The 19,468-nt window shown below is 68.9% G+C and carries 22 protein-coding genes and 1 tRNA gene; 14 read left to right on the forward strand and 9 right to left on the reverse strand.

Translation table 11 applies throughout. The features are described from left to right. The first annotated feature begins 48 nt into the window (after positions 1-48). Genes BLT28_RS26445 through BLT28_RS26470 form a run of 6 tightly spaced genes read left to right on the forward strand, consistent with a single transcriptional unit; the run spans position 49 to position 3,664 of the window. A complete protein-coding gene (locus tag BLT28_RS26445) occupies positions 49-390 on the forward strand; it encodes a YbaB/EbfC family nucleoid-associated protein (RefSeq protein ID WP_052406857.1) in 342 nt (113 codons plus the stop codon). After that, a complete protein-coding gene (locus tag BLT28_RS26450) occupies positions 387-713 on the forward strand; it encodes a hypothetical protein (protein ID WP_052406856.1) in 327 nt (108 codons plus the stop codon). The genes BLT28_RS26445 and BLT28_RS26450 overlap by 4 nt, the downstream gene beginning before the upstream one ends. Then, positions 710-1,915 (forward strand): WXG100 family type VII secretion target, encoded by a 1,206-nt coding sequence (locus BLT28_RS26455; protein WP_052406855.1) that lies wholly within the window; start codon positions 710-712, stop codon positions 1,913-1,915. The genes BLT28_RS26450 and BLT28_RS26455 overlap by 4 nt, the downstream gene beginning before the upstream one ends. Continuing rightward, positions 1,912-2,622: a hypothetical protein gene (locus BLT28_RS26460; protein ID WP_030427180.1), complete on the forward strand. Its 711-nt coding sequence runs from the start codon at positions 1,912-1,914 to the stop codon at positions 2,620-2,622. Before BLT28_RS26455 ends, BLT28_RS26460 begins: the two co-directional genes overlap by 4 nt. Then, the gene (locus BLT28_RS26465) at positions 2,609-3,238 is read left to right on the forward strand and encodes a hypothetical protein (protein ID WP_052406854.1); all 630 of its coding nucleotides are present in this window, start codon (positions 2,609-2,611) and stop codon (positions 3,236-3,238) included. The genes BLT28_RS26460 and BLT28_RS26465 overlap by 14 nt, the downstream gene beginning before the upstream one ends. Before the next feature lie 33 nt (positions 3,239-3,271). Further along, a complete protein-coding gene (locus BLT28_RS26470) occupies positions 3,272-3,664 on the forward strand; it encodes a DUF6188 family protein (RefSeq protein ID WP_156050497.1) in 393 nt (130 codons plus the stop codon). On the opposite strand, the gene BLT28_RS41465 is transcribed toward BLT28_RS26470, so the two are convergent. The 3 genes from BLT28_RS41465 to BLT28_RS26485 all read right to left on the reverse strand — a co-directional run bounded on the left by BLT28_RS41465 (position 3,642) and on the right by BLT28_RS26485 (position 5,122). Continuing rightward, positions 3,642-3,830 carry an ATP-binding protein gene (locus BLT28_RS41465; RefSeq protein ID WP_030427177.1) on the reverse strand — a complete coding sequence of 63 codons (189 nt, stop codon included), beginning with the start codon at positions 3,828-3,830 and terminating at the stop codon, positions 3,642-3,644. The two genes, BLT28_RS26470 and BLT28_RS41465, sit on opposite strands and share 23 nt — an antisense overlap. A gap of 286 nt (positions 3,831-4,116) precedes the next feature. After that, positions 4,117-4,743, reverse strand: a complete 627-nt coding sequence (locus tag BLT28_RS26480) for an HD domain-containing protein (RefSeq protein WP_030427176.1) — start codon at positions 4,741-4,743, stop codon at positions 4,117-4,119. A 55-nt stretch (positions 4,744-4,798) separates the two neighbouring features. Continuing rightward, positions 4,799-5,122, reverse strand: coding sequence for a hypothetical protein (locus tag BLT28_RS26485; protein WP_030427175.1), 324 nt, complete (start codon positions 5,120-5,122; stop codon positions 4,799-4,801). A gap of 290 nt (positions 5,123-5,412) precedes the next feature. Here BLT28_RS26485 and BLT28_RS26490 point away from each other — a divergent pair, with 290 nt between their 5' ends. Beyond that, positions 5,413-5,814: a hypothetical protein gene (locus tag BLT28_RS26490; RefSeq protein WP_030427174.1), complete on the forward strand. Its 402-nt coding sequence runs from the start codon at positions 5,413-5,415 to the stop codon at positions 5,812-5,814. 533 nt (positions 5,815-6,347) lie between these two features. Here the strand turns inward: BLT28_RS26490 and BLT28_RS26495 are convergent. Continuing rightward, positions 6,348-6,423, reverse strand: a tRNA-Lys gene (locus tag BLT28_RS26495). Between the two features lie 117 nt (positions 6,424-6,540). Then, positions 6,541-7,737 carry a L,D-transpeptidase gene (locus BLT28_RS26500; protein ID WP_030427173.1) on the reverse strand — a complete coding sequence of 399 codons (1,197 nt, stop codon included), beginning with the start codon at positions 7,735-7,737 and terminating at the stop codon, positions 6,541-6,543. A gap of 351 nt (positions 7,738-8,088) precedes the next feature. Between BLT28_RS26500 and lysA the strand changes: the two genes are divergently transcribed. Continuing rightward, positions 8,089-9,426 (forward strand): diaminopimelate decarboxylase, encoded by a 1,338-nt coding sequence (lysA, locus tag BLT28_RS26505; protein ID WP_030427172.1) that lies wholly within the window; start codon positions 8,089-8,091, stop codon positions 9,424-9,426. On the opposite strand, the gene BLT28_RS26510 is transcribed toward lysA, so the two are convergent. Further along, a complete protein-coding gene (locus tag BLT28_RS26510; protein WP_030427171.1) occupies positions 9,393-10,307 on the reverse strand; it encodes a DMT family transporter in 915 nt (304 codons plus the stop codon). The two genes, lysA and BLT28_RS26510, sit on opposite strands and share 34 nt — an antisense overlap. 159 nt (positions 10,308-10,466) lie before the next feature. On the opposite strand from BLT28_RS26510, the gene BLT28_RS26515 reads away from it, so the two are divergent. Further along, positions 10,467-10,997: a hypothetical protein gene (locus tag BLT28_RS26515; protein ID WP_030427170.1), complete on the forward strand. Its 531-nt coding sequence runs from the start codon at positions 10,467-10,469 to the stop codon at positions 10,995-10,997. Here the strand turns inward: BLT28_RS26515 and BLT28_RS26520 are convergent, their stop codons facing one another. Next, the gene (locus tag BLT28_RS26520; RefSeq protein ID WP_030427169.1) at positions 10,998-11,195 is read right to left on the reverse strand and encodes a hypothetical protein; all 198 of its coding nucleotides are present in this window, start codon (positions 11,193-11,195) and stop codon (positions 10,998-11,000) included. 169 nt (positions 11,196-11,364) lie between these two features. Between BLT28_RS26520 and dusB the strand changes: the two genes are divergently transcribed. The 5 genes from dusB to phoU all read left to right on the forward strand — a co-directional run bounded on the left by dusB (position 11,365) and on the right by phoU (position 18,117). After that, the gene (gene dusB / locus BLT28_RS26525) at positions 11,365-12,552 is read left to right on the forward strand and encodes a tRNA dihydrouridine synthase DusB (RefSeq protein WP_052406853.1); all 1,188 of its coding nucleotides are present in this window, start codon (positions 11,365-11,367) and stop codon (positions 12,550-12,552) included. Positions 12,553-12,600: 48 nt separating this feature from the next. After that, positions 12,601-13,050, forward strand: a complete 450-nt coding sequence (locus tag BLT28_RS26530) for a hypothetical protein (protein ID WP_030427167.1) — start codon at positions 12,601-12,603, stop codon at positions 13,048-13,050. 259 nt (positions 13,051-13,309) lie between these two features. After that, positions 13,310-14,242: a GGDEF domain-containing protein gene (locus BLT28_RS26535; protein WP_030427166.1), complete on the forward strand. Its 933-nt coding sequence runs from the start codon at positions 13,310-13,312 to the stop codon at positions 14,240-14,242. A gap of 240 nt (positions 14,243-14,482) precedes the next feature. Next, positions 14,483-17,377: an LCP family protein gene (locus tag BLT28_RS26540; RefSeq protein ID WP_052406852.1), complete on the forward strand. Its 2,895-nt coding sequence runs from the start codon at positions 14,483-14,485 to the stop codon at positions 17,375-17,377. Positions 17,378-17,466: 89 nt separating this feature from the next. Beyond that, positions 17,467-18,117, forward strand: coding sequence for a phosphate signaling complex protein PhoU (gene phoU / locus BLT28_RS26545; protein WP_030427164.1), 651 nt, complete (start codon positions 17,467-17,469; stop codon positions 18,115-18,117). Here the strand turns inward: phoU and BLT28_RS26550 are convergent. Then, entirely contained in the window at positions 18,089-18,391 is a 303-nt protein-coding gene (locus BLT28_RS26550; RefSeq protein WP_052406851.1) for a Uma2 family endonuclease, read from the reverse strand. The two genes, phoU and BLT28_RS26550, sit on opposite strands and share 29 nt — an antisense overlap. Positions 18,392-18,678: 287 nt before the next feature. Continuing rightward, positions 18,679-19,455 (reverse strand): phosphate ABC transporter ATP-binding protein PstB, encoded by a 777-nt coding sequence (gene pstB / locus BLT28_RS26555; RefSeq protein ID WP_030427163.1) that lies wholly within the window; start codon positions 19,453-19,455, stop codon positions 18,679-18,681. Positions 19,456-19,468 lie beyond the last annotated feature (13 nt).

Here is a 19,468-nt window from a genome sequence, read left to right on the forward strand (position 1 = left end):
CTCCCCGATCCCGCTAACGTCCTTGCAGTAGCAAATCGGGGAGGGGACATGGGGAGCCACCAGGAACGCGTCGAGCAGATGCTGCGGTCCTTCGAGGAACGCGTGCAGCAGATCAGCAAGGCCCGGGACAAGCTGCGCGAGCTGCGGGGATCGGCCCGCAGCGGCGACGGTGCGATCACGGTGACCGTCAGCCCCGCAGGCGCCGTGCTCGACCTGCGGCTCAGCCCGGACGCGATGAAGCGCTCGCACACCGCGTTGCAGCAGGACATCCTCAAGACCATCCGGCTCGCCACGGCCAACGCCGCGCAGCAGATGGACACCGAGCTGGAGCCGATCCTCGGCGAGCACCTGGCCGAGGCGAAGCAGGCGATGAACGGGACCGCCGAGTGAGCGGCGGCTACCAGGTCCGGCCGGACGCGCTGCTGGGTTACGCCGACGGCTGCGACAGCCTCGCGGGCAAGTTCGACCAGCTGGAACGCCTGCTGCTCCAGGCCAAAGTGGACGACCAGTGCTTCGGCCCGCTGGCCAGGTCGCAGGGCGCGACAGCGGGCTACGAGCTGATGCTGGACCTGTGCCGGGAGCTGGCCAAGGGCGCCGGTGCCTACCTCCGGCAGACCTCCGACGGGCTGCACGCGACCCACGCGATCTACAACGGCACCGAATCCGGGCTCTCCCAAGGGTTCTCCGCGCTGGGCAAGGACGTGCAGGCGTGACGGGGCCGGGCAGCTTCGCCGAGCTGAACTCCGGCGGGTCGCAGAAGAACTGGTTCGAGCAGATGGCCGGCCGGGGCAGCTCCTGGGTCGGCGCCGCCCAGGACCTCGCCGACGCGACCTCCCCGCCCGAACTGGCGGTCGCCACCGTCTCCGGCCGCGCCGAGCTGTTGCAGACCATCGCCAGCCCGGGCAAGGCGCTCGCCGACAACGGCCTCGGGTTCCTGGTGTCACTGGTGATGAGCCCGTTCATCGAGATCGTGGAGTGGGCCGTCGGGGACCCCGAGCAGATGCGCGCCACCGGCGAGGGCTGGGGCAAGGTCGCCACCTGGCTCGACCAGGTCGCCGAGGCCGAACGGCGCAGGTCCGCCGCGACCGAGGCCGTGTGGGTCGGCGCGGCCGCCACCGCGTTCCGCGCGCAGATGGCCTCCTTCGCCACCGCCGTCGAGGGCCTCGCCGACGACGTCCGCGAGCTCAAGGACGTCCTGGAGACCATCGCCGACCTGTTCGACATGCTGGTGGAGTTCGTCATCGCGGTGGTGACCGAGCTGGTCATCGGCCTGCTCGTGCAGTGGCTCGCCGCACTCGCCGCCGCGTGGGTGACCGCAGGCGTCAGCACCGGTGTCGCGATGAGCGCCACCGTCGCCCGCGTCCTGAACTCAGTGGCCAAGGTCGGCAGCAAGGTCAACGCGATGCAGCGGAAGCTCGGTCCGCTCGTCAAGAAGATGGAGGACTTGCTGGTGAGCGCGCGCGGGGCGCGTGGGCTCCGCAAGGTGCTGGAAGACATGAACCAACGCCGCACTGGCGGGTTCTTCGAGAGCCAGGTCGTCGGCCTCGTCGACCGTGCATCCCCAGCAGGGCGGATCTTCAGCAGGGCCGAGTTCACCAAGCTCGATGACATGGGGAAAACGGTCGAGGGATCTCTCGCCTCCACCACGGAGAACCGCTTCATCAAGGGCACAACCGGAGCATCGGCGCTGGCGGCGAACATCAGCGAGACCATCCTGACCTCGATCGTCGGCGGCACGAGCAATGGTCGCCGGGCCGCGACCAGCGCGGGCATCGCGGTGGGCTCCGACTTCGCCATCGAGAAGGGCGCCGAGATCGCTTACGACAAGGTCATCGACCCGAAGAAGTCCACAGAGGAGCGCCGCGCCGACCAAGTCCGCGGGTTCGGGCTCGACCATCCTGGAGGAACTGCGTGACCGAACGACTCGGCGGCGCACTGGCGATTCGCGAGCACTGGTGTCGTCCGGGCGAACGCATTCTGCGCTGCATCCAAACGCAGTACCGAGTCTTCGACGTCCCCGGTCTGGACTCACGAGGTGAGCCGCCGCCGACCATCCGCGAGAAGGCGAAGGTGGGTGCTGTCGGCGCACTCGTCTTCGGAGCGGCGCTCGCATTCGGCGGCGACGGCGACAACAACGGCGACGAGCACAGCGCCGATCCCAATCGTGTTGTCGTACCGGACATGTACGTGGTCGGTGCGGACTCGGACTGCCGCGCGGTGGAGATCGTGCGGCAGCTGCCCGATCGGAAGGGCTGGTGGGTGTTCACCCCGGCGCGGATCGGGTGGCTCGCCGAAGTGCCCTCGTTCCTGGAGGAGAAAGCACCGTTGCTGAACGTCGCGGTCGGCTTCGGCAAGCTCTTCGTCGATGCCGCGAAGTCCTTCACCACCGACACGGGCCTGTTGAAGTACCAGCCGGGGAAGGCGATCGAGATCGCTCCCATGGAATGCCACATCGAGCTGCCCCCGTCCGACATCGCCAGAGTCACCACCGTGTTCCGGGGAACACCGAATCCGAACACCAACCGGCCGTATGTCCGCATCGAGTTCCACGACGGATCCGGCCTGGAGTTCAACACGGTTCTCGGACTGACCGAAAGCATGCTGACCAGTGATCATCGGTGACCGTATTCCGTACGACTTCGGCAAGGGGGTCGGCCAGGAAACAGCGGCCCTGACCGCGAAAACCTGGCTGAACCCGGGCGAAGCGGGAGTGGCTACCTTCAGCTGCTTCGGCCACGTCGGCTCGACGGTCGCCGACACGCACCGCGCACCCCACGTGCCGTTCGGCGAAGTGCACTCGATGCGGCCGCAACAGGAGTGGAGGCCGCTGCCGACCTCCGTGGTGAGCGAGGGGCGGTTCCTCGGCGACGAGTGGGTGCACGATCCGTCGTTCTCGGTCTGGGCGTATGCCTCCTCGCCCGACGCGCACGCCGTCAGGATCGCCGATCACCTCGCCTCCGGTGCGGGCGATTCCTGGCTGGTCATCACCAATCGACGCATCGGTGTCGTCATCGACAACAACCGCCTCGGCGATGTCACCGAGCCCGCAGAGGACTCGTTCATGATCTCGCTGTGGGAGGTACCGCTGGCCGCGGTCACGCGGTTCTCGCCGGCCCCGCTCGGCAAGCAGTCGACACCGGAGTGGGCGTTCCGCATCGGGTTCAACGACTCTACGCTGGACATCGTCCTCCTGAATCCCCAGGAGATGGTGGAGTACGTGCTCGCGGCGCTGCGCTGAGCGAGTCGGGTGCTCGTCGGGCACGCTGTGCGCATGGGCAAGCTGATCCGGCTCGGCGATCGCTGGGCACTGCCGTACCGCGGCATGGAGATCACGCAGATCCGCGTCGACAACGCGCTCACCCTCGTGCTCTCCGGGGGCGCGCTGATCGCGATCGAGGCCGAGGCCGAGCTGTCCACCCCGGACGGCCCGGTCCGGCTGCGGCCCGACCGGCAGAAGGTCGCCGAGGCGCTCGCCCTGGTCGGGACGAAGCTGACCTGGGAGATCATCTTCAAGAACGGCGAGCTGCACCTGGGCTTCGACAACGGCTACCACCTCACCGTCGAGCCGGACCCGGGGCACGAGGCGTGGTCGGCAACGGGGCCCGGTGAGCTGCGCGTGGTGTGCTCGCCGGGCGGCGAGATCACGACTTGGGGCCGGAGCTGAGCGGTAGGGCGACCCGGAACGCGGCGCCCTCTCCCGGCTCCGACCGGACGGACACCGAGCCCCCGTGCGCGGCCACCACGGCGTCCACAATGGACCATCCGAGACCGGCACCGCCGTTGTCCGCGGTGAGGGCATCCGCAACGGCATCGACGGCCAGTTCGGTCAACTCGACGGCTCCCGATCGAGCGGTCTGCCTGGTCCAGCCGAGCCGGCAGCAGTTCGTCGACGAGCGAGCCCATCCGCTCGCACTCCGACTCGATCCGGCCCATCCCCATCGCCAGGTCGTCCGCGTCACCACGTGGTCGCAAGAGATCCGGCGGCTTCGTCGCACCGGACGCATCTCTCCGAGCCTTGCGCGACTTTTACGAGAGGAGCGCGGCGGTCTACACGCAGGTCGCCGACATCGACCGCGCCGCCGAGTTCGCCCGACGCCTCAGCGCTGTGCAGACGACTTAAAGAGACCCCAACTCGCGGCGAATGTTGTTGCGCGCAGCGGAATCCCACCGCCGCCGCGCGTCAGTGGTCCGATAGAGAACGTCCCGCTCAACCAGGCTCCGCAGAACAGCAGCACGACCCGTGCGCCAGTGGTCGTCCGCAACGTGCGAGTACTCAGCGCGCACCGCCCACACGTAGGCGTCGTACTTCTCCTCAGGCGCACCAAGAATCGCCAAGTCCACGTCGAGCAGCACATCGGCGAGCGCATCCTGGCCGTCGGCCTCGTGCGTGATCGTGGCGAGAACGAGCGCCTCAACACGGTCAACAACGTCTTCAGAAACACCGGCGTCCGTGAGACGGCGTCGAGCCCACGCAGCACTCGCCCGCTCGTCCTCACCCGGCTTGCCGTTGTAAACGACATCGTGCGCGCAAATGGCGAGGGTCAGCACATCACGGTCGAAGGAGTCGAGCACGATGTCCTCGGCCAGCAATTCCACATCGGAGAGCATCGCCACGACGTGCTGCTCCGTGTGGTAGCTGCGGTGCGCTTCGCCATACCGCGCAAGCAGTTCTCGTGCCGAGGCAGCCGCTTTCTCTGCGTTCCCACCGCGCCCGACGACGGCTCGCACCCAGGCATCGCGCACCACAGCCTCCCGGAGGTCCGGCCGACCGCCACGACCGGCCGGACCTCAGCCTGCACTAGCTCCAGGTGCCCTCAACCCGCCGAACGGAGTCGCACCACATGGTGTAGTCGCCGTAGTCGCCACCCTTGACCCGAATCTTCTCCGGAGAGCAGATCAGCCCGCTCTTCTGCGGAACGATCGTGATCGTGGCGCTGCCCTTGCACTTGTTGTGGTAGTACACGGTGGTGTTCATCTGAACCCCGCCCTGCTTGTACGAATAGGTGAAGCACCCGCTTTCACCCCGGTGCATCTTCGCTTCGGCCGACGCCGAAACGGAAGACAGAACTGCCACTCCCACAGCCAGAACGACCGCGGCGAAAACCCTGGAAACCTTGCGCATGACAACTTCCTCGGTCCGAGTTCGAGATGCGCGATCCTCGTGGACATGACTCCCGTCCACGAGCCGCGAACAAACGATTACTGCAGCACCATAACAGAATTCCGATAAGCGCATTGACGTAACCAGCCGAAGAGTCGAGCACCTGCCAAAAGCGAGAAAAAATTCAACTTCATCCGATGGAGTGATGACCTTTCGGCTGGACTCAAAATATTCGTCTCGCCCATAACTCCGTGGTGACCTCACACCTCGACCTGGGGCCATCCGCTTCCAGGAGGACAGTGGGAGAAGTAATGGAGCTCAGGTCCCGGCTCGCCGCCACCGCCCTGGCGATCATCACCGCCACGTCGCTGACCCCGGCCGCCACCGCCACGGCACTCCAGAGCTGCCTGGACGGCAGCAGCCAGAACAGCTGGTTCGAGTCAAACGGCGTGACGATCGGCGTCTGGGTGGTTCTGGATCAGAACTGCAGTGCGAGGGGAATGTCCGCCAGGCTCGACCCCTGGCAAGACCAGTACGGGCACTTCGCTTTCTGGGGAGCGAACGGCCCCCTCGGCAACAGCCCGGAAGACGCGGCCTCTGGATACGTCACTTTCGCACCGCAGACCATCTTCCACGGCTCCCCCTGGTGTGCCCGTTTCTGGAAGCGAACCGGCGCCGATGCCTGGCGTCCGTTGATCGAGCACTGCCAGTGACGTGAATTCCTCACAAATGTTCACGTTTCCCCAGGGTTGAATCCTCTTACAACACCCAGGAAACGCCAGCAGTTTGCGCCCACCAGGAACCCTGGGAACATCACGGAGGGAGACCGGCAGATGTCACGGATCATCGCGCGATCCGGGAGCGTGATCTTCGCGCTGACCAGCGCTTTCACGCTAGGCGTCTCCGCCGCGCACGCGGACTCTCCTGGACTGTGCGATTTTTACGAAAAGGACGGCATCCGGTTCTACGGAAATTGTTCGCCTGGCTACGGCGCCGTAGTCGAGTGGGATACCTTGTCCTCGCCTCTCGGGCCGGGGAGACCCTGGCGAGAGTGCGCGCGCCCCAAGCAGCACCTCCGCCTTGGTTATGCGGCGCTGGTTCGCAACGAGCGCGCGACGCCGAAGGGTTGCTAGCACGAACAGGCCGAAGGCCCCCTGAGCGATCAGGGGGCCTTCGGCCTGTCTGTCCTTGGCGATCAACCGTCGATGACGGGGCTCGCCCGGAGCGGTGCGCGATGGACCGCGCTTGGTGGGCCGCGTGGGACTCGAACCCACAACCCGCGGATTAAAAGTCCGCTGCTCTGCCAATTGAGCTAGCGGCCCGCCGACAAGGCTAGCCGACTACGGGGCGCGACGGGTCCGAACCGGGCATCGTGGCGGCAACGATCTCGATCACCGCAGGTGAGGGGCGGCCTCGTCGGGCCGCCCCCACTGGCGGGATCAGCCCTTGGCGAGCGCGGAGAGGGCCTTCCAGTTGCTGTACGGCGCACCCCAGATGTCGCTGCCGTTGGTCGGGATGTCGATCTTGGCGCCGGTTACCTCGATGGGGTCGCCGATGAGGGTGGCGTCGTGGAACTCCTTGGCCCGCGCGGAGGTCAGGTTGATGCAGCCGTGCGAGACGTTGGCCTTGCCGTGCGAGCCCCGGGTGCTGTCGTTGGCGTGGATGAACTCGCCGTTCCACGACATCCGGACCGCCCACGGTGCCGGGTAGTTCTCGTAGTCGTAGGCCGGGTTGGTCATCAGCTTGAGGCGGTGCTTCTCCATCGCCCAGTACTTGCCGTTGCGGGTGACGAGCTTGCGGTCGTGCTCCTTGCCCAGGCTGGCCGGGTAGTCGGCGACCTGCTGGCCGTTCTCGGTGACGATCACGTGGTGGGTGCGGTTGTCGGCGACGGTGATGCGCGCACGGCCGATGGTGAAGTTCCTGGTGATGCTCTCCTTGCCGAAGGAGTTGCCGCCGAAGGAGACGCCGTAGAGCCTGGCGTTCAGGGTGACCTTGGTGTTGGGCTTCCAGTACTCGGCGGGACGCCAGTAGACCTGGTCGTTGTGGGTCCACGCCCAGGAGCCCTCGGTGGCGGGCTCGGTGGTGACCTTGAGGGCCCGCTCCACCGACGCCTTGTCCTTCACGTCCTGGCCGAAGACCAGCCCGATCGGCATGGCGATGCCGTAAGCCTGCCCGTCGACCACGTTCGGCGAGATGTTGATCATGCGGCCCTGCTTGGCGGTGCTGAACGAGCCCGCCAGCGCCACCGGCTTGCCGTCCGTGCCGACAGCGCTGCCCGCCCAGCTGTAGGTCTTGCTGAAGCCCAGGTCCTCCGCGGGCTCCCAGGTCTTCTTGTCGTCGGAGAGCTTGCCCGCGACCGCCTTGCCCTCGTTGTTGGTCAGCTTGACCTCGGTCAGCGTGCCGTCGGTGACGGCGACCCTGACCTCCTGGCCGGGCGGCACGTCCTTGGCGCCGTCCGTGGGCGAGAGCGCGACCTTCGCCGGGGCCTTGGGCGCCTCTCCCACCTCGGTCGCGCGGCCCGGACCCTCATTCCCCCCACCGGTGCACGCGCTGACCACCGGCATCATGACGAGCGCCGCGCACCCCAGCGCGACCAGCGCCCACCGACGCCGCGAACGACCCTTGTCCCCCACCATCGTGTCCCTTCCCACAAAGCCATGAACGCACTCACCTTGACGCCCCACCCGGGTGGCCCGTTGACGTCCATCTTTATGACCTGCATCACACTTCAGTGCCGGGTGGTCGCGCTCATGGCATGAAGCGGCCCCGATGATCTTTCAGATTCACCCGATATGCCTGCTAGGACCACCCGATATATCCACAGTAGACACTCTGGGCACGCGCAGGACGATCTCGGATAACGATGTGGCGCTCCGAAAACGTCAACATCCCGGCACCCACCGTCAGGACCGCGTATGGGGCCTCGCCGACCGCGCCGGGCAGGAGTGTCGTGGAGCGGAGAACCCCTCCACGGAGCGGAGCCCACGGTGACCCTGACAGAGCTGATCCCTTCCTTGCGCACCTCGATCGACCGGCTGCCCACCCCGGCGATCTGGCCGGCCACCACTCGCATCCCCCCGACCGGTGACCTCTCCGTCGGCGGGGTCGCGCTCGCCGAGCTGGCCGGGCGCTTCGGCACCCCGACCTACGTGGTCGACGAGGCACAGGTCCGGGCGAACTGCCGCGCCTACCGCCGGGCCCTGCCCGACGTGGAGATCGCCTACGCGGGCAAGGCGTTCCTGACCCGCGGCGTGGTCGGCTGGATCGCCGAGGAAGGCCTGGCGCTGGACGTCTGCTCAGCCGGCGAGCTGGCGGTGGCCATGGCGGCGGGCTTTCCCGCGGAGCGGGTCATCCTGCACGGCAACGCGAAGTCCCCGGACGACCTCAAGGCCGCGATGCAGGCGGGTGTCGGCCGCGTGGTCGTCGACTCGCTCGACGAGATCGGCCAGCTCGGGGCGCTCGCGGCCGCGCAGCCGGTGCTGATCCGGGTCACGCCCGGCGTCGACGGACGCACGCACGCCGCGATCGCCACCGGGGTCGAGGACCAGAAGTTCGGGTTCTCCCTGGCCAGCGGGGGCGCCGAGGAGGCGGTGCGGCGCGCCCTCGCTGAGCCGGGCCTGCGCCTGGTCGGCCTGCACTGCCACATCGGCTCCCAGATCGGCCGCGTCGCCGACTTCGAGCTGGCGGCGCGCCGGATGGTCGATCTGCTCGACCGTGTCCGCCGCGAGCACGGAACCGTGTTGCCGCAGTTGAACCTCGGCGGCGGACACGTGGTCCCCTACCTCGCGGGTGAAGCGGAGTTCGACCTCTCCGGCTTCGCTGACCGGGTTCGCGGCGCGGTGAACTACGAGTGCGCGCGGCGCGGGCTGCCCGCACCGCGGCTGACTGTCGAGCCAGGTCGTTCACTCGTCGCACGCGCCGGGATCACGATCTACCGCGTCGTCACCGTGAAGCACGGGACGCACCGAACGTTCGTCGCGGTCGACGGCGGCATGAGCGACAACGCGCGCCCGGCGCTCTACGGCGCGAAGTACGCGGTGCGCCTGGTCGGACGCGGCAGCCAGGTGCCGGACACGCCGGTGACCGTGGTCGGAAGGCACTGCGAGGCGGGCGACGTCATCGCCGAGAACGTGCCGCTGCCAGGCGACATCCACGCCGGAGACCTGCTGGCCGTGCCGTGCACCGGCGCCTACCACCACTCGCTCGCCTCGAACTACAACATGGTCGGCCGCCCACCCGTGGTCGCCGTGCGCGACGGGGCTCCACGACTGCTCGTGCGCGGCGAGACGGCTCAGGACCTGCTCGCCCGGGATGTCGGCGTCTGAACAGCGGGAGCCTTGCGAACACGCTCGTGCCAGCTCAGCAAGGTCACCGCGCCGACGATCACCGCGAAGCCGATCCACTGCGTCGCCGTCAGCGAAGTGCCGAGCAGCCCCACCCCGATCAGCGCCGCCGTGGCCGGGAAGGCCAGCTCCGCCAGCGTTGCCCGGGAGGCGGGGGTCGTCTGGAGCCCGAGGTAGTACAGCCGCAGCGCGAGCAGCCCCGGGATGACGGCCAGCAACACCAATCCGAACGCGTTGTCCACGCCGACGAGGACGGGGGCGCCCTGCACACCGACCACGACCGCCGAGGCGGGCAGCCCGATCGCGAACCGCAGCGTGGTCACGTGCATGGGCGACATCTCCGTGCTGACCAGCCTGCCGAGCACCGTCCCGCCCGCCCACAACGCCGCCGCACCCAGCGCGAGCAGCGCGGACGACAGCGCGGAAACCCGGAACTGCGCCGGATCGGGGAAGCTCAGCAGCCAGGCGCCGAGCAGCGCGGGGACCGCGAAGGCCGCGTAGGTCCACCGCACCCGTTCGCCGAGGAAGAAGAACGCCGCCAGCACCGCGAACACCGGCTGGAGCTTCTGCAGGACGAGCGGCGTCACCGGATCACCGAGCTTGAACGCCGCGGTGAACATCGCCGTGGCCACGGCCGAGGCGCCGATGCCGATCGCCACGAGCGCGGCCTTCTGCCTGGCCGTGCTCGCCGCGAACGCCCGCAGCGCCGCGGGCAACCACGGCAGCAGGAGCAGCACGACGATCAGGTGCTCCCAGAACACGACCGTTGCCGGGGGCAACGCGTCGGCGAGCGGTTTCCGCAGCAGTCCGTCGGTGCCCCACAGCGCTGCGGCGCAGGCCACCAACCAGGTGCGATCACGCACCGCTCACCTCCGGGATCGGGTTCCTGCCCGATCACAACCATCGAGTGAGGCACCGGCATTCCCACTGTCTACTGTGGACTGCTTAGCAAATCGGCGCGGGACCCTGCCGACGCAGGGTGGCGCGAAGCCCGGAGAAACGCCTTCACTATCGTCCGCCCCGTGGAGATGTACGCGGCGGTCGTCGATCGCGAGGTGTCTGCCGAGGACGCTCCGAAGCTCGCTGACGAGGTTCGGAGCTGGCTGCTGATGCGCCAAGTGATCATCGGGGAGCAGTTCGAGATCTTCGAGGGCGACCCGCTCTGGGCCTACCGCCCCGGGTCCAACGTCAAGCGACTGCTCGGCCCGAGCCCGGACATGCTGCGCGGTGTGCGGATCGTCACCGGCCGCACCGCCTTCTCCTCCACCGCGGGCCACTTCCTGTTCTGCCCGGTCTGCCGCTACACCTTCGAGCCGGACGAGGATGACGCCACCGACGCGCTGGCCGAGTGGCAGTCCGGCGGCAACGCGGGCCCGGTGAGCTGCCCGGACTGCTACCTCACGCAGCCGATCACGGAGTGGGACAGCGACTGGGCCTACGGCAACCTGGGCATCGAGTTCCACGGCTGGCCGGACCTGCCGTACTTCTTCGTCCGCGAGCTGACCAGGCTGCTCGCCCACGAGACCTCGGTGGCCTGCGGCGTCGCCCGCTGATCAAGTCCGCTTACGGCGTTGCGGCGGGCCCAGGAGCCGGAGGACGGCCAGAGCGCGTTCGCCTCGTTTCCCCGGAGCGAGCACCGCCACGATCCCCGCGATCAGGAACACCAGCGCGGACGGCCCGTAGCGGAGCGAGAGCGCCATCAGCGCGATCGACACCGGCGCGCTCAGCAGCACGTGGACAGATGTTGACATGGGCGTTCTCCCTCGGTGGACGAGAAGAAACGCCCGTCGTGTGCGACACACGCCCTCCTCCGTCGTGCAGAAGAAGGAACGCCTGCACCTCCACGGCCAGCTGTCCCCCGCTTCAGCCACCGAGTCAGGAACAGACGACCTGGGACCTCTCAAGCGTGCCAGCGCAGGCATGGCAAGAGCCATCCGCCGTCCGGAGCACGGCGGTTACCCTGACCTGGTGACATCCGCAGCGCCCTCCCTGAAGATCGGCCAGTACCTGGTCGATCCCGCCGTCGTGCTCGCCCCCATGGCGGGCATAACGAACGTGGCGTTCCGGCAGCTCTGCCGCGAGTTCGGCAGCCCCACCTCGCTCTACGTCTGCGAGATGATCACCGCGCGGGCCATCGTCGAGCGCGACCCGAAGACCATGCGCATGATCGCCTTCGGCGAGGGCGAGCACCCGCGCTCCATGCAGCTCTACGGCGTCGACCCGGCCAACGTGGCCGAGGCCACCAGGATCGTGGTCGGCGAGGGCCTCGCCGACCACGTCGACATGAACTTCGGCTGCCCCGTCCCGAAGGTCACCAGGAACGGCGGCGGTGCCGCGTTGCCGTACAAGCGGCGGCTGTTCGGCGAGATCGTCGCCGCGGCGGTGAAGGCGGCCGAGCCCGCGAACGTGCCCGTGACGGTGAAGTTCCGCATCGGCATCAACGACGAGCACATCACCTACCTCGACGCCGGTCGGATCGCCGAGGCCGAGGGCGCGAAGGCGGTCGCGCTGCACGCCCGCACCGCGGCCCAGCGGTACTCCGGCGAGGCCGACTGGACGGCGATCGCGCGGCTGAAGGAAGCGGTGCGGACCGTTCCGGTGCTGGGCAACGGCGACATCTTCTCCGCGCAGGACGCGCTGCGGATGATGGCCGAGACCGGCTGCGACGGCGTGGTCGTCGGACGCGGCTGCCTCGGCAGGCCGTGGCTGTTCGCCGAACTGCAGGCGGCCTTCCGCGGTGAGCCGATCCCGGCAGGCCCGTCGTTGGGCAAGGTCGGCGAGATCCTGCACCGGCACGCGCTGCTGCTGGTCGACCACCTCGGCGCCGACACCGGCGTGCGGGACCTGCGCAAGCACATGTCCTGGTACCTCAAGGGCTTCCCGATCGGCTCCGACCTGCGCCGCCAGTTCAGCCTGGTCAGCACGGTCGCCGAACTGGAGGACCTGATCGCCCGGCTCGACCACTCCGCCCCGTTCCCGGAGGACGCCGAGGGCCCGCGCGGGCGCCAGGGCTCTCCGGGCAAGGTCGCGCTGCCCGAGGGCTGGCTCAACGACCCCGAGGACGCCACGGTCCCGCTCGGTGCCGACCTGATGCACTCCGGGGGCTAGGGCCCGTCCGGCAGGTCCGTGTCCGCGACAGCTACCAGGCAGGTCCTCATGAACGCGCTCCGCGCCGCCGCCGCGCTCCTGCTGCTGGCCACCGCGGGCTGCCAGAGCACGATCACCGGCGAGGCGATGCTCCCGGGGGTCGGCGACGCCGAGCGGGCACTGGTGGTCCGCTACGTCGAGGACGGCAACGCCGCGGCGGCCAAGGGCAGCGCTGCGCAGCAGGAGCTGTACCGGAAAACGCAGCATCCCGACTTCCATTCAGGCATATGCCAACTCAACGGGCTCACCGTGTTGACCGAACCGGTCTGGCCGACGTTGCGGGCGGACCCGAAATGGTCGCCGGGCGGAAACGCGATTCCGCCCAGGGGGAATGTGTACGTCGTCGCAGTTTCGGTCTCGACCCGGCGCGACAACACCACTGTGGGCAACCAAATCGGCTCCCAGCACGTAGTCGTCCTGAATGGAATGGCGTATGGGTTCGCCCCGTGCCCGAACTGAACGCACTCCGTTCCCACGGGGAAGGCACTCTGGACCGACCGAGGATTTTCGCTGGTCCACAAGGGTGGCGACGCCGTTGGCGGGCGCCGTTCACGGGTACCGGCGGGTACACAACCCTCTGGGAGCTGGATCACTCAGAGTCACCAGTTCGGAGCAACCCTCTATCAGCCAGTCGAGCGAATTAGCGGACGGGCCGGGCGCGGTGCCTCAAGGGCTCCGGCGCGGGCGACGACACCACCGTCGTAGGGAGGTGAGTGCGGTGACCGTATTGCGGCCCGGCGTTGCCGAGTCGGATCCGGCGCGCGACGGCGCCGTCCGTGGTGTGCCCGCACCGCCGGCGCACCCACCGCACCGGTCCTCCCCCGCGACCGGCGCGCCGCACAATTCGAGTTCGCAGCAGCCGAACGCCGGACTGGTCCAGCTGCACGAATCCATCGCGGCCTTGTTCGCCTCGCGCGGGCAGTGGCGGCAGGCATATCACCACCTGCGTTCCGCGCTTGACCTGCTCTCTTCCGAGCAAATCGAGCCACCGCACGTTCCGGAACAACTGCGCAACGAAGTCGACAGGTTGCGCCGGGAACACGCCGAAGCACGCGAACAAAGCCTCCGGGACAGCCTCACCGCGTCGTACAACCGTCGTTACCTGGACCAGCGCCTGGTGGACCTGCTCACCGAGCAGGAGCGCACCAACACCGGCGGACTGGCCGTCGCACTGGTCGACCTCGACTGGTTCAAGCAGGTCAACGACACCTACGGGCACCTGATCGGCGATCGGGTGCTGCAGCGCGTCGTCGAGCTGTTGCAGGACGGCCTGCCGGAGGGCGGGTTCTGCGCGCGCTACGGCGGCGAGGAGTTCGTCCTGGTGCTGCCGGACATCGACGCCCAGACCGCGGTCGCGGTCTGCGAAGCGGCGCGGGCTCGCGCCGAACGGTTCTCCTGGCAGCAGCTCGCCGCCGGGCTGCGGGTGACCGTCAGCATCGGCCTCGCCCACGAACCCGCCCCGGAGCAGGGCGGAGCGCCGCTCTCGGTCGACCCGCAGGCCCAGCTGCTGCGCGCGGACAGCCTGCTGTACGTGGCGAAGCAGTCCGGCCGCAACGCCGTTGCCTACCGCGAAGGTGGGCGCGTTCGGCTGGCCGGGGCTGCCGCCGGGCGCAGGGCAGTGGCCGAGCCGCGCGTTGTCGGGTACTACTAACCGCCACCCGTCCGGAGCAACGCGGTAACGACGATCCACCCCCTTCGCGATCACTGTTCGTTCGGTTACCTTCGTGAGTCCGGGCCGTGATCCGTACTATCGGGCGGGCCCCTGGAACGATCTTCGTCCGACGGAGCGTGACGGGGTGTGACACTGGGCACACGGCGAAGCAACCCGGACGGGTTAGCTTTGCGTCTTTGACGGGGGACGGGCGACTACGACCAAGGGAAAGGAGGCCGGGTGTCCGAGGACTCGCGCCGCGGCTTCGGCTCCCGGGGCTCCGGCCACAAATCCCAGAACGAGTACCGGCCGCTGGAACAGCCCACCGGCCGTCGCCGCCGCTCGCTCGACGAAGAAGGCGGCACCTCGGTCTCGGACCTGCTCGCCAAGCACGGCGGCAAGCAGCTCCCGCCCCAGGATCCGTTCGAGCAGTTCCTGCAGCAGCCCCAGGCGCCGCAGCAGCAATTCTCAGCACCGCCGCAACGGCCCCCAGCGCCGCCGCAGCAGCCCCCGTTGCCGGCCTCCCCTCCGCCGGTACCCCAGGGAGCGCCGCACTCCGGACAGTGGCCCGCCGACCCCGCGGCGCCACCGCACCCGCCCGCCGAGCCGCCCTCGGGTGGCCGCAGGCGTGCACGCGAACAGCCTTCAGGTCCGCAGCGCGTTCCGGAGCCGCCGTTCGATCCGCGGCTCGCGCCGCCGCAGCGACCACCCCAGCCCCCGCCGCCGAACCGGCCCCCGCTGGAGCAACCGTCGGCCCGCAGGCTCGCGCCGCCGGAGCCGCCGCAGGCGACCGGACGCCGGGCGCTGCAGGAACCGCCGGTCGGCCGTCCGCCCGCGGAGCAGCCGACCGGGCGCCGCGCGCTGCCCGATCCGCCGCAGCAGCAGCCCCTACCGCCCCCCGGCATGCCCCAGGAGGCACCGCACCTGCGCCGTACTGCGGAGCCCCAGCAGGGCAGGCGGTTCCCGCAGGCCAACCCGCCGATGCCCCCTGGCGCGCCCGCGCCCGGCCCTGCGCGGCAGCCGCAGCGGCCTCCGCTGGAGCAACCCTCGACGCAGCAGCGGTTCCCGCGCGACCACAACAGCGGGCCCCAGCGCCTGCCCGGTGGCCCGGTCCCGCCGCCCGCGCAGCAGCAGGCACCGGCACCGCCCGCGCCGCCCGCACCTTCGCAGCAGACCTCCGCCGAGTCGGACTTCGAGCTGGACGAGCGCCGTCGCAAGATCGACGCCACGCTCGCCCGGTTCTCCGCCGTGCACGACGAGATGGCCGAGATCGAGCAGGCCGAGAAACAGCGGCGGAGCAAGCTCACCCGGCTGATCCGGCTGGAGGAGAGCGCGGAGCTGGGGCCGGAGTTCAGCGCACAGCTCAAGTCCAAACTCGACGCCGACGACAGGGCGATACGAAGCCCAAAAGTGCCGATCCGGCAGCTGCACGCCATGATGCACCACGCAGCTCCGGATCACGCAGAGCGGGACAGTCGCAACGGAACCGGCGTCGGCAGCGGGGCGGTTGGCGCTTCTGGTGACGAGGCCCTCACGACCGTCATCCCCCAGGTCCCCGAGCACGAGCCCGAAGACGACGCTCCGGAAGAGGACGTCGTCGAGGACGTCGCCGACGGGGATGACGGGGACGACGGCGAGCCTCCGGTCCGCCCGCCGCAACGGCTGCACCCCAAGGCGCGGTTGGCGCTGCGCGGGCTCGCGGTCGCGGTTGCTGTGGTCGTGTTCGCCGTGGTCGGCACCGGCTGGGTCACGAAGGTCTGGGTCGACGGCCAGCTCAGCGCGCGCGAGGTCGACGCGCTCGACGAGAACTCGTCGTCCATCCTGCACAAGGACAAGCAGTACGGCGCCGCGAACTTCCTGATGGTCGGCTCCGACACCCGGGCGAACTCCAAGGCCGAGGACGGCGTCGGCAACGAGGTGACCTCCGAGGGCGCGCGCTCGGACACCGTGATGATCGCGCACGTGCCCGCGGACCGGAAACGCGTCGTGATGGTGTCCTTCCCGCGCGACCTCAACACCCAGATCCCCGACTGCGACGCCTGGGACCCCAAGACCGGCAAGACGACCAGCAGGAAGGTCCCCGGTTCGAAGCAGAAGCTGAACGCGGCCTACGCGATCGGCGGGCCGAAGTGCCTGACCAAGCTCGTGCAGAACCTGTCGGGCTTGCACATCAACCACTTCGTCGCGATCGACTTCCAGGGCTTCAAGGCGATGGTCGACGCGGTGAAGGGCGTGGAGATCTGCGTCAGCAAGCCGATGAAGGACGCCGAGATCGGCGTGGTGATCCCCGACGCCGGCAGGCAGACCATCAACGGCGACGCCGCGCTGAGCTACGTCCGGGCCCGCAAGGTCGAGGGCGACACGACCGGCGACTACGGCCGGATCAAGCGGCAGCAGGCGTTCCTGTCCTCGTTGCTGCGCAAGGCGATGTCCAGTCAGGTGCTGACCAGCCCGAGCAGGCTGAGCGACTTCGCGAGCGCGTTCGCCAAGGCGACCTACGGCGAGAACATCGGCGTGAGCCAGCTGCTGACGCTGGGCGAGTCGCTGCACGGGCTCGAACCGGGGCGGGTCACCTTCACCACGGTGCCCACGACCACGACCAAGCTGGAGAACAACAGCTTCCGCGAGGACCTGCGCGTCGAGGCCACCAAGGCGCTGTTCACCGCGATCATCCACAAGACCCCGCTGCCCGGCGAGAAGCCCGCGAGCAACGGCACCCCCGATCCGCAGGCGGGCGGCCCGGTCGGTCCACCGCCCACGGCGAAGGAGGTCCCGGTCCAGGTGCTCAACGGCAGCTCCAAGCCGCGACTGGCCGAGACCACGGCGGAGTCCCTGCGCAGGGCGGGCTTCCAGGTCGTCAACGTCAGCGGGGCGGGCGAGCAGGTGCAGCGCACCGTGATCCGCTACTCCGCCGAGCGCGCACTGCACGCGAAGGTCCTGCAGAACGTCGTTCCCGGAGCCCTGCTGGAGGAAGTGCCCAACATGGGCGGGTCGGTTCGGCTGTTGCTCGGGCCGGAGTTCGAGTGGAAGGCGTCCTCCGGCGGCGGCCAGGGCCAGTCGTCGAGCCCGCCGACACCGCCCCCGCTGCCCAAGGATCTGTCCACAGTGAACGCTGCCGACGACATCTGCAAATAGTCCCGGCGCACGCGGAGTTTGTGCTTCATTAACGCTCGGTTCACCGAGGTATGCGGTCCCGGAGTCCTAACCGACGTAGTCTTGTCCGCATGCGTGAGGCCTACCAAGAGCAGCTGGACCACTTCGCCAACCACCTCGGTGACATGTGCGGGGCGGTCAGCGAAGCCATGCGGCGGGCCACCGCCGCACTGCTGAACGCGGACCTGTCGCTCGCCGAGCAGGTGATCGACGAGGACACGCGCATCGGTGAGGCCCGCAAGGCCGCGGAGGAGCAGGCGTTCGCCCTGCTCGCCCTCCAGTCCCCGGTCGCGACCGACCTGCGCGTCGTGGTCTCCGCCATCCACGCGGCCGAGGACCTGGAGCGCATGGGCAAGCTCGCGCTGCACGTGGCGAAGACGACCCGGCGCAGGCACCCGCAGCCCGTGCTGCCCGAGCAGGTCCGCGAGGACTTCTCCGAGATGGGCCGCGTCGGCGTCGAGCTGGGCAAGAAGGCCGAGCGCGTCATCCGCACCCGCGACCTGGAACTGGCCATGGAGCTGGAGCAGGACGACGACGAGATGGACGAGCTGCACCGCCACCTGTTCGCCGTGATGATGAGCCCCGAGTGGCCGCACGGCGTCGCGCCCGCGGTCGACATCACCCTGCTCGGCCGCTTCTACGAGCGCTTCGCCGACCACGCGGTCGCCCTGGCCCGCCGGGTGGTCTTCATCGTCACCGGCAAGATGCCCGGCGACGACTAGGTCGTCGCGCCTTCTGCTTGCGGAGCCGTTCCAGGTCGACCTCGGCCGGGAACGGCTCCGTCGCGGTGAACACCCCGGCCGTCTCCTGTGGGTCGACGTGACCGAATTCCTCGGTCAACGCGCAGGAAACCAGGGAGATCGGCTGTTCGAGGTCGACGATCCAGTAGTGCGGGATGCCCGCGTCGGCGTACTCGTGGCGTTTGGTCACGGTGCCGGTGCGGCGCGAGTCCGGTGACACGATCTCGCCGACGAGCACGACCTCCCAGACACGCACTATTTCGCCCCAGAGCCGCCCCTGCGCCGCGCAACGCGTTGCACCACAACGAGATTCAGCCTCCTCGACCAATGTGGTCCACGAGGTGGCACCAGTTCGAGGTCGCTGTCGACGCCGCGAAGATCCCGCAGGAGCACCTGGGTGGCGAGGAGCCGGTCGGGACGAGGAAGCGCGATCACATCACCTGCTTTGGCAGCGGTTTTCCTTGCCACGTAGGCAAAGCATCGCCCGTAAGACGGAAAATCGGCCGGACGCGTATGCGCCCGGCCGATCATTTCCCCCTGTGCTCAGCCGAAACGGCCGGAGATGTAGTCCTCGGTCGCCTTCTGCGAGGGATTGGAGAAGATCTTCTCCGTGGCGTCGACCTCGACGAGACGGCCGGGCTGGCCGACGCCCGCGAGGTTGAAGAACGCGGTCTGGTCGCTGACCCGCGCCGCCTGCTGCATGTTGTGGGTGACGATGACGATCGTGTACTGCTGCTTCAGCTCGGTGATCAGGTCCTCGATCGCCAGGGTGGAGATGGGGTCGAGCGCGGAGCACGGCTCGTCCATCAGCAGCACGTCCGGCTGCACCGCGATCGCGCGCGCGATGCACAGCCGCTGCTGCTGACCACCGGAGAGGCCACCGCCGGGCTTGTCGAGGCGGTCCTTGACCTCGGCCCACAGGTTCGCGCCGCGCAGCGAGCGCTCGGCGACCTCGTTGAGCTCCTTCTTGTTCTTCACCCCGGCCAGCCGCAGCCCGGCGACCACGTTGTCCTTGATGGACATGGTGGGAAAGGGGTTGGGACGCTGGAAGACCATGCCGATCGTGCGGCGGACGGACACGGGGTCCACTGTGGACGCGTAGATGTCCTCGCCGTCGAGCAGCACCTGCCCGTCGCAGCTCGCGCCGGGGGTCACCTCGTGCATGCGGTTGAGCGACCGCAGCACGGTCGACTTGCCGCAGCCGGACGGTCCGATGAACGCCGTGACGCTGCGCGGCGGCACGGACAAGGTGACCCCGTCGACGGCCTGGAACTTGCCGTAGTAGATGTTGAGGTCCTTGACGTCGATGCGCTTGGCCATCGCTGGTTTACCG

The sequence above is a fragment of the Allokutzneria albata genome, from assembly GCF_900103775.1.
Classification (GTDB): domain Bacteria; phylum Actinomycetota; class Actinomycetes; order Mycobacteriales; family Pseudonocardiaceae; genus Allokutzneria; species Allokutzneria albata.